Below are 9,505 nucleotides of genomic sequence, written 5' to 3' on the forward strand. Positions count from 1 at the left end.
CAGCATTTTATTATGGTGATCCCCTGGGCGAAATGCGCCTGGTAAGCAGAGTTTTTGAAATGTAAGGCCTTTGAATAAGACAAAAGGCTGCCTCATCGCTAACTTTGCAACAGTGCCTATTGATGATACTAACGGCCCACCGGCCTGTTGAGGAACCTGTAAAACGGAAAGGCTCATTGAAGCCGTATATTTTCTGGAGGTTCATCAGGCGCGGAACTCATCGAGGCGCGGGAATAAAATCCCATTCAGACGCCGGATAGATTCAAGCAAGCCAACTTGTCGTCAAAATCGGTGTTGCAAAAACGGGAGTGACCATAGATTCCGTTTTCTGAGGCGACCCCCACATAGAGACCTTCCCGGTCATTCACTTTGTAGAGTTTGTCCCTGGGCTTGAGATTGCGCAGCTTGGTATCGGTCAGCATGTACCTTGTCCTTCTTCGTCTCCGATACCCACTCTATTGTAAACAAGACATTTTTATCTTTTATATTCAATGGCTTATTTTCCTGCTAATTGGTAATACCATGAAAAATACCATGCTCAGAAAAGGCTTAACAATATTTTGAAAAATTGCCTACTGAGCGCTGCCGCACAGCTCCATAGGCCGCTTTCCTGGCTTTGCTTCCAGATGTATGCTATTCTGCTCCTGCAGCTAATGGAGCACCGCAAACAGGTTACTCGCCTGGGGATTCCCTTTCGACCCGAGCATCCGTATGAGACTCATGCTCGATTATTATTATTATAGAAGCCCCCATGAATAAATCGCTCATCATTTTCGGCATCGTCAACATAACCTCGGACAGTTTCTCCGATGGAGGCCGGTATCTGGCGCCAGACGCAGCCATTGCGCAGGCGCGTAAGCTGATGGCCGAGGGGGCAGATGTGATCGACCTCGGTCCGGCATCCAGCAATCCCGACGCCGCGCCTGTTTCGTCCGACACAGAAATCGCGCGTATCGCGCCGGTGCTGGACGCGCTCAAGGCAGATGGCATTCCCGTCTCGCTCGACAGTTATCAACCCGCGACGCAAGCCTATGCCTTGTCGCGTGGTGTGGCCTATCTCAATGATATTCGCGGTTTTCCAGACGCTGCGTTCTATCCGCAATTGGCGAAATCATCTGCCAAACTCGTCGTTATGCATTCGGTGCAAGACGGGCAGGCAGATCGGCGCGAGGCACCCGCTGGCGACATCATGGATCACATTGCGGCGTTCTTTGACGCGCGCATCGCGGCGCTGACGGGTGCCGGTATCAAACGCAACCGCCTTGTCCTTGATCCCGGCATGGGGTTTTTTCTGGGGGCTGCTCCCGAAACCTCGCTCTCGGTGCTGGCGCGGTTCGATGAATTGCGGCTGCGCTTCGATTTGCCGGTGCTTCTGTCTGTTTCGCGCAAATCCTTTCTGCGCGCGCTCACAGGCCGTGGTCCGGGGGATGTCGGGGCCGCGACACTCGCTGCAGAGCTTGCCGCCGCCGCAGGTGGAGCTGACTTCATCCGCACACACGAGCCGCGCCCCTTGCGCGACGGGCTGGCGGTATTGGCGGCGCTGAAAGAAACCGCAAGAATTCGTTAACTGCACATTCGGGATATTTCTCTATATTCGCGCTTCATCAGAAAACTGAAGGAACCTCCATTGAATCGAACTAATATTTTTTTTGGTAAATCGCATTCTGACTGGTTGCCTGTCAGAGGCGGAGAATCTGGTGATTTTGTTTTTCGACGTGGTGACGGGCATGCCTTCGCGAAAATCGCACCTGCTTCCCGCCGCGGTGAGCTCGCTGGAGAGCGTGACCGCCTCATTTGGCTCAAAGGTCGAGGTGTGGCTTGCCCCGAGGTCATCAACTGGCAGGAGGAACAGGAGGGTGCATGCTTGGTGATAACGGCAATTCCGGGAGTACCGGCGGCTGATCTGTCTGGAGCGGATTTGCTCAAAGCGTGGCCGTCAATGGGGCAGCAACTTGGCGCTGTTCACAGCCTATCGGTTGATCAATGTCCGTTTGAGCGCAGGCTGTCGCGAATGTTCGGACGCGCCGTTGATGTGGTGTCCCGCAATGCCGTCAATCCCGACTTCTTACCGGACGAGGACAAGAGTACGCCGCAGCTCGATCTTTTGGCTCGTGTCGAACGAGAGCTACCGGTGCGGCTCGACCAAGAGCGCACCGATATGGTTGTTTGCCATGGTGATCCCTGCATGCCGAACTTCATGGTGGACCCTAAAACTCTTCAATGCACGGGTCTGATCGACCTTGGGCGGCTCGGAACAGCAGATCGCTATGCCGATTTGGCACTCATGATTGCTAACGCCGAAGAGAACTGGGCAGCGCCAGATGAAGCAGAGCGCGCCTTCGCTGTCCTATTCAATGTATTGGGGATCGAAGCCCCCGACCGCGAACGCCTTGCCTTCTATCTGCGATTGGACCCTCTGACTTGGGGTTGATGTTCATGCCGCCTGTTTTTCCTGCTCATTGGCACGTTTCGCAACCTGTTCTCATTGCGGACACCTTTTCCAGCCTCGTTTGGAAAGTTTCATTGCCAGACGGGACTCCTGCAATCGTCAAGGGATTGAAACCTATAAAAGACATTGCTGATGAACTGCGCGGGGCCGACTATCTGGTATGGCGCAATGGGAGGGGAGCAGTCCGGTTGCTCGGTCGTGAGAACAATCTGATGTTGCTCGAATATGCCGGGGAGCGAATGCTCTCTCACATCGTTGCCGAGCACGGCGACTACCAGGCGACCGAAATTGCAGCGGAACTAATGGCGAAGCTGTATGCCGCATCTGAGGAACCCCTGCCTTCTGCCCTTCTCCCGATCCGGGATCGCTTTGCAGCTTTGTTTCAGCGGGCGCGCGATGATCAAAACGCAGGTTGTCAAACTGACTACGTCCACGCGGCGATTATAGCCGATCAAATGATGAGCAATGCCTCGGAACTGCGTGGGCTACATGGCGATCTGCATCATGAAAACATCATGTTCTCCAGTCGCGGCTGGCTGGTGATAGATCCCGTCGGTCTGGTCGGTGAAGTGGGCTTTGGCGCCGCCAATATGTTCTACGATCCGGCTGACAGAGACGACCTTTGTCTCGATCCTAGACGCATTGCACAGATGGCGGACGCATTCTCTCGTGCGCTGGACGTCGATCCGCGTCGCCTGCTCGACCAGGCGTACGCTTATGGGTGCCTTTCCGCAGCTTGGAACGCGGATGGAGAAGAGGAGCAACGCGATCTAGCTATCGCGGCCGCGATGGGGAGCCCGCAGAATTCGGAAAAAATCGTACGCTAAGGTTTTCCGGGCATCCGTAAGGGCCGAAACTTCCCGTCTTCCAGTCTGCGGCTCTGCCGCCAGACGTAATCGCCGGTTAGGTTGATGTGCTCCCAGCCCAGCGGCGACAGGAATTGCAGCAGCTCGCCGTCCACCGGCTTGCCGGCCTCGACCAACCCCTGGGTGGCGCGTTCCAGGTACACCGTGTTCCACAGCACGATAGCCGCCGTCACCAGGTTGAGGCCGCTGGCCCGGTAGCGCTGCTGCTCGAAGCTCCGATCCCTGATTTCCCCAAGGCGGTTGAAGAACACCGCCCTGGCCAGCGAGTTGCGCGCCTCACCTTTGTTCAGGCCGGCATGCACGCGGCGGCGCAGTTCAACACTTTGCAGCCAGTCCAGGATGAACAGCGTGCGCTCGATCCGGCCCAGCTCGCGCAGGGCCACGGCCAGTCCGTTCTGGCGCGGGTAGCTGCCGAGCTTGCGCAGCATCAGCGAGGCGGTGACGGTGCCCTGCTTGATCGAGCTGGCCAGGCGCAGGATGTCGTCCCAGTGGGCACGCACGTGCTTGATGTTCAGGGTGCCGCCGATCAGCGGGCGCAACGTCGGGTAGGCTTGCACGCCCTGCGGCACGTACAGCTTGGTTTCGCCGAGGTCGCGGATGCGCGGCGCGAAGCGGAAGCCTAGCAGGTGCATCAGGGCAAAGACGTGATCGGTGAAGCCGGCCGTGTCGGTGTAGTGCTCCTCGATCCGCAGGTCGGACTCGTGGTACAGCAGGCCGTCGAGCACATAGGTGGAATCGCGGACGCCGACATTCACCACGCGGGTGCTGAACGGCGCGTACTGGTCGGAGATATGGGTATAGAACAGCCGTCCCGGCTCGCTACCGTACTTCGGGTTGACGTGCCCGGTGCTCTCGCCCCGGCCACCCGCGCGGAAGCGCTGGCCATCGGAGGATGAGGTCGTGCCGTCGCCCCAGTGGGCGGCAAAGGCGTGGCGATACTGGTGGTTGACCAGCTCGGCCAAGGCCGCCGAATAGGTTTCGTCGCGGATGTGCCAGGCTTGCAGCCAGGACAGCTTGGCGTAGGTCAGGCCGGGGCTCGACTCGGCCATCTTGGTCAGCCCGAGGTTGATCGCATCACCGAGGATTGCGGACAGCAGCAACGTCCTGTCTTTGGCCTCGGCCCCGTCCTTCAAGTGGGTGAAGTGGCGGCTGAAGCCCGTCCAGTCGTCCACGTCCATCAGCAGTTCGGTGATCTTGATGCGCGGCAGTAACTGGCTGGTTTGGTCGATCAGCGCCTGCGCCCGATCCGGCACCGCCGCATCCAGCGGGGTGATTTTCAGCCCTGACTCGGTGAGGATGGCATCGGGCAGCTCGTTGTCCTTGGCCAGGCGGGTGACGGTGGCCAACTGCTCGTCCAGCAGCTGCAAACGCTCTTCCAGGTACTGGTCGCTGTTCGGGTTGATCGCCAGGGGCAGGGCCTGCTCGCGCTTGAGTGCGGCGAACTTCTCGGCCGGCAGCAGGTAGTCGTCGAAGTCGCGGAACTGCCGCGAGCCCTTGACCCAGATGTCGCCGGAGCGCAGGGCGTTCTTCAGCTCGGACAGGGCGCAGATTTCGTAGAATTTCCGGTCGAGGCCTTCCGGGGTGATCACCAGCGGCTTCCAGCGCGGCTTGATGAAGGCCGTGGGTGCATCGGCCGGCACCTTGCGCAGGTTGTCGGCGTTCATCTCACGCAGGGTCTGCACGGCTGCCAGCACGCCTTGCGCGGCCGGCGCGGCGCGCAGTTCCAGCACCTCCAGCAAGGCCGGCGTGTAACGGCGCAGGGTGGCGAAGTTCTCGCCGACCAGGTGCAGGTGGTCGAAGCCTTCCGGCCGGGCCAGCAGCTCGGCCTCGCTGACGCTCTCGGTGAACTCGTCCCAGGGAATCACCGCCTCGATGGCGGCATAGGGGTCGCTGCCGCTTTCCTTCGCTTCCAGCAGCGCCTGGCCGATCCTGGAGTACAGGCGCACCTTGTCGTTGATCGCCTTGCCCTGCTTCTGGAACTGCTGCTGATGCTTGTGCTTCGCGCCGCTGAACAGCTTGACCAGGATGCGGTCATGCAGATCGACCAGCTCATCGATCACGGTCGCGGTGCTCTCCAGCACCACGGCGGCCAGGGTCGCGTAGCGGCGCTGCGGCTCGAACTTACCGAGGTCTTTGGGCGTCATCTGCCCACCCTCGCGGGCCAGCTTGAGCAGGCGGTTCTGGTGGATGTGCCGGCCCAGGCCTTCGGGCAAGTCCACCAACTGAAATGTCTTCAGCCGCTCGATGTGTTCCAGCATGTGCCGAGAGTTGGGTTTCAGCGGTGCCTGGCGCAGCCAGGTCAACCAGGTGATGCTGCTGCCGGCCTTGAGCTTCAACAGCTCGTCCAGCTTGGCCCGATGCGAGTCCGTGAGTGGTTCGACCAGGGCGCGGTAGACCCGCCGATTGGCTCGCGCAATGGCTTCCGAGCAGGCCCGGTCAATCACGCTCAGCGCCGGCAGGATGCGTCGTTTCTGCCGTAGGCTCTCCAGGGCCTGACCGGCCAGCAGCAAGCCTTTGTCGGTCTGCTGGGCCAGCTCGGTTAGCTCGCGCACCAGGGCGCGGAAGTCGGACAGGCCGAACGGGGCCAGTTGCAGGTAGGTGCGCAGTTCCTGGGCATGCTCGCGACGGGTCACGTCGCGCTCGCCGTACTTTGCCCAGCTCGCCGGCTCGGCCTGGACTTGCTTCGCCACCCACAGGATGACCGGCTCGGGCAGCTCGCTGTCGGTTCCCAGCGCGTAACCGGGGTAGCGCAGCAGGCAGAGCTGCACGGCGAAGCCGAGGCGGTTGGCGTCGCCGCGTCGCTGGCGGATCAGCGACAGGTCGGAGTCGTTGAAGGTGTAGTAGCGGATCAGGTCATCCTGGCTTTCCGGCAGCGCAAGCAGGGTGTCCCGCTCCGTGGCCGAGAGGATCAAGCGACGCGGCATGTGTCAGTCGTCCGTGCGGAGGTACTGGTAGAGGGTTTCCCGGCTGATGTTGAACTCGCGGGCAAGCTGCGCCTTGGGCTCGCCGGCCGTCGCTCGCTGCCGCAGGGTAGCAGCCTGCTCATCGGACAGGGCTTTCTTGCGGCCCCGGTACGCGCCACGCTGCTTGGCCAAGGCGATGCCCTCACGCTGCCGCTCGCGGATCAGGGCGCGCTCGAACTCAGCGAAGGCCCCCATCACCGACAGCATCAGGTTGGCCATCGGCGAGTCCTCGCCAGTGAACACCAGGCCCTCCTTCAGGAACTCGATGCGCACGCCGCGCTGAGTCAGCTTCTGTACCAAGCGACGCAGGTCATCGAGGTTGCGGGCCAGCCGATCCATGCTGTGCACCACCACTGTATCGCCTTCGCGGACGAAGCTCAGCAGCGCTTCGAGCTGGGGGCGCTGGGTGTCCTTGCCCGATGCCTTGTCGGTGAACACCTTGCTCACCTGGGTTTGTTCCAGCTGGCGTTCCGGGTTCTGGTCAAAGCTGCTGACCCGGACGTAGCCGATGCGGTGCCCCTGCACGATGTCTCCTTGGTTGAAGGCGGCTTAAGTGCACTTTCTGTTCCGTTGTGCCTCAAAGCCCATTTCTGTCAGGCTGAAATCTATAACCTTCGCGGGCATGTGTCAAAAAATGGGAAAGCAGACTCTATTCTGACGAAGCGGCGCGGCCCTGCCTGACATCAAGTTAGGGTATAGCCTAGATTGACATGCGCGATGCAACCCTTAACTTGCTTGCACCTATCGTTTCCATGCTAGCTTTATCGTAACGCTCAAGAAATTGGGCTTAATGCCGAAAACAATAAAATAAAACAGCCAACCCTTGAGGTTCTTATGCGCCAGAATTTACCAGTGACGGGTCGAAACTTAGAACTCCCAAAAGATGCCAATATTCTTTCGACTACCTCCCCTCAAAGCCATATCACGTACGTTAATCCTGACTTCATTAAAATCAGTGGTTTCACTGAGGAAGAACTATTAGGCCAGCCTCACAACATCGTAAGACACCCAGATATGCCGCCTGCTGCATTTGAGCATATGTGGAGTACATTAAAATCTGGCCGCTCATGGATGGGGCTAGTAAAAAATCGCTGTAAAAATGGCGACCACTATTGGGTAAGTGCTTATGTAACGCCAATAGCTAAGAATGGTTCGATTGTTGAATACCAGTCTGTAAGGACCAAGCCTGAACCTGAGCAGGTTTTGGCTGCGGAAAAATTATATGCTCAATTGAGAAGCGGGAAGGCCGCGAGGCCGAAATTGGCTGCTAGCTTTTCCGTGAAAATACTCTTGCTCATATGGGGTAGTATTATATCAAGCGCAATGGCTGCCGGCATGCTTACTGATACATCAATAAGCAGCTTATTGTTACCAGGAATCAACGCCTTTACCCGCTGCCGGAGCCTCACCTCAATAGCACTCTCCGGCAGCCGTATTGTTACAGCGAATCAAACTGATAGCTGACCGATAGCCCAACGCCATAGTTACGGCCCGGCGCCGGTTCATAATAGCGTCCGTTGCTCTCGTTGACGATAACAGAGCCGACGTAGCGCTTATCAAACAGGTTATCAACGCGCGTATAGAGGTCGACGGTCCAGTTATCTAGCACATATTTATAGCCGGTATTCAGTGCCGTCACCGTATAGGCTGGAGCCTGCTCGCTATTGGCATCGTTGACCTGAATATCGCTCATATAGCGGACTTCAGCGCCAGCGTACCATCCCTCTTCCGGCACCCAGCCAAAGGAGGCATAGGCGCTATTACGTGCAATCCCCGGGATCCGATTGCCGCTCTGAATAGCATCGCCGGCGTTTTCACGGTAGGTCGCATCCAGCAGCGTCCACGCCAGTTTGGCGCGCCAGGCGGGCGCAAATTGCTGATCCCATCCCAGTTCGACCCCGCGGCGGCGCGTCTTGCCCGCGTTCTGATAGGACGTACGGCCATTGTCGCTGGCGGCAACGACAATTTCATTTTTCGTGTCCGTATTGAAGACGCTCAGGCTCGCCATCCCGGTGCCCACCTGCCATTTACTGCCTGCTTCAACGGTGGTGTTAGTGGCCGGTTGCAGAGCAAAGTTAAGCCCGGACTGACCATCGGGACGATAGGACAGCTCGTTAATGGTCGGCGTTTCAAATCCCCTCCCGGCAGAGAGGTAAACGTTCCACTGCGGCGTCATGGCATACTTCAGCGCTGCCGCCGGAAGCCACTTGTGATAGCTCGCTTCGCCGCTATCATCACCATTTTTACCTACAACATAACGATCGTTGGAATCAAACCATACCGAGCTATAGCGCGCCCCGGCGTCCAGCCCCAGGGCTGAGGTGAGCTGCCAGTGCGTTTGAATGTAGGGATCGAGGTTCCACATCAGGTTACGTTCGTTACGTCGCATATCACCTTTGGTGCCGAGATCGTAAACGCCGTTCTGATAAACAAAGTTCTCATAGCCTTTGCGCTGTTCGGTCATCGCCTCGTAATCAAGGCCGGTGGTGATGGCGTAAGGGATAAAACCGCTGTCATCGTGGTGTGTCCAGCGCGTGGCTTTGTTGAATAAATCAGATTTCGGGTAAGTCTCCCCCGTAGCGGGTTGTGTTTTCAGGCAATACGCACGCTTTCAGGCATACCTGCTTTCGTCATTTTGTTCAGCGCTCGTACCAGGGCCATAGCCTCCGCAACCTGACCATCGTAGTCACGCAGCGTCAGTGAACCCCCGAACAGCTGTTTTACCCGGTACATCGCCGTTTCCGCTATCGAGCGACGGTTGTAATCTGTTGTCCATTTCCACCGCGCATTACTCCCGGTCATTCGCTGATTAGCCACTGCACGGTTACGGTCTGCATATTCACCGGGCCAGTAACCCGCACCTTTTCGGGGCGGGATAAGCGCGCTGATTTTCTTACGCCGCAGTTCATCGTGACAGAGCCGGGTATCGTAAGCTCCATCGGCGGCGGCTGACCTGATTTTCCGGTGGGTTTGCCGGATTAACCCGGGGAAGGCCTCTGAGTCCGTAACGTTGTTCAGCGACAGGTCAGCGCAGATGATTTCATGTGTTTTACTGTCAACTGCCAGATGCAGCTTACGCCATATACGACGGCGTTCCTGGCCATGCTTTTTGACTTTCCACTCGCCTTCACCGAAGACCTTCAGCCCGGTGGAATCAATTACCAGGTGTGCGATTTCACCCCGGGTGGGCGTTTTGAAACTGATATTAACCGACTTTGCCCGCCTGC

General features: G+C 58.1%; 7 protein-coding genes and 2 pseudogenes. 4 read left to right on the forward strand and 5 right to left on the reverse strand.

Going from position 1 to position 9,505, the window contains the following annotated elements; genetic code table 11:
- Positions 1-317 precede the first annotated feature (317 nt).
- Positions 318-422 (reverse strand): annotated as a pseudogene (locus tag ACOKCT_RS22760) (Arm DNA-binding domain-containing protein); the annotation flags it as partial.
- Positions 423-751: 329 nt separating this feature from the next.
- Between ACOKCT_RS22760 and sul2 the strand changes: the two are divergent.
- The 3 genes from sul2 to ACOKCT_RS22775 are packed head-to-tail and all read left to right on the forward strand — an operon-like array spanning position 752 to position 3,276.
- A complete protein-coding gene (gene sul2 / locus ACOKCT_RS22765) occupies positions 752-1,567 on the forward strand; it encodes a sulfonamide-resistant dihydropteroate synthase Sul2 (RefSeq protein WP_001043260.1) in 816 nt (271 codons plus the stop codon).
- A gap of 60 nt (positions 1,568-1,627) precedes the next feature.
- Entirely contained in the window at positions 1,628-2,431 is an 804-nt protein-coding gene (gene aph(3'')-Ib / locus ACOKCT_RS22770; RefSeq protein ID WP_001082320.1) for an aminoglycoside O-phosphotransferase APH(3'')-Ib, read from the forward strand.
- Positions 2,431-3,276: an APH(6)-I family aminoglycoside O-phosphotransferase gene (locus ACOKCT_RS22775; protein WP_420193911.1), complete on the forward strand. Its 846-nt coding sequence runs from the start codon at positions 2,431-2,433 to the stop codon at positions 3,274-3,276. Before aph(3'')-Ib ends, ACOKCT_RS22775 begins: the two co-directional genes overlap by 1 nt.
- Here ACOKCT_RS22775 and ACOKCT_RS22780 read toward each other — a convergent pair.
- Both ACOKCT_RS22780 and ACOKCT_RS22785 read right to left on the reverse strand, forming a co-directional pair.
- On the reverse strand, positions 3,273-6,239 hold the full coding sequence (locus tag ACOKCT_RS22780; RefSeq protein ID WP_001138014.1) for a Tn3-like element TnAs1 family transposase: 2,967 nt from the start codon (positions 6,237-6,239) through the stop codon (positions 3,273-3,275). The two genes, ACOKCT_RS22775 and ACOKCT_RS22780, sit on opposite strands and share 4 nt — an antisense overlap.
- Before the next feature lie 3 nt (positions 6,240-6,242).
- Entirely contained in the window at positions 6,243-6,803 is a 561-nt protein-coding gene (locus ACOKCT_RS22785) for a recombinase family protein (RefSeq protein ID WP_001161490.1), read from the reverse strand.
- A 309-nt stretch (positions 6,804-7,112) separates the two neighbouring features.
- Between ACOKCT_RS22785 and ACOKCT_RS22790 the strand changes: the two genes are divergently transcribed.
- A complete protein-coding gene (locus tag ACOKCT_RS22790) occupies positions 7,113-7,742 on the forward strand; it encodes a PAS domain-containing protein (protein ID WP_013188478.1) in 630 nt (209 codons plus the stop codon).
- Here ACOKCT_RS22790 and ACOKCT_RS22795 read toward each other — a convergent pair.
- A pseudogene (locus ACOKCT_RS22795) lies at positions 7,717-8,814 on the reverse strand (TonB-dependent receptor domain-containing protein); the annotation flags it as partial. The gene ACOKCT_RS22790 and the pseudogene ACOKCT_RS22795 sit on opposite strands and share 26 nt — an antisense overlap.
- Before the next feature lie 56 nt (positions 8,815-8,870).
- A partial coding sequence (locus tag ACOKCT_RS22800) for an IS5-like element IS903B family transposase (protein WP_073998868.1) occupies positions 8,871-9,505 on the reverse strand: 635 nt, incomplete at its 5' end.

Source organism: Leclercia sp. M-A074-M (assembly GCF_965195605.1).
Taxonomy (GTDB): domain Bacteria; phylum Pseudomonadota; class Gammaproteobacteria; order Enterobacterales; family Enterobacteriaceae; genus Enterobacter.

Excerpts from the sequence above, each read along its gene's own strand:
- sul2 (WP_001043260.1), top strand. The coding sequence starts at position 752 with ATGAATAAATCGCTCATCATTTTCGGCATCGTCAACATAACCTCGGAC.
- ACOKCT_RS22780 (WP_001138014.1), bottom strand. The coding sequence starts at position 6,239 with ATGCCGCGTCGCTTGATCCTCTCGGCCACGGAGCGGGACACCCTGCTT.
- ACOKCT_RS22775 (WP_420193911.1), top strand. The coding sequence starts at position 2,431 with ATGTTCATGCCGCCTGTTTTTCCTGCTCATTGGCACGTTTCGCAACCT.
- ACOKCT_RS22790 (WP_013188478.1), top strand. The coding sequence starts at position 7,113 with ATGCGCCAGAATTTACCAGTGACGGGTCGAAACTTAGAACTCCCAAAA.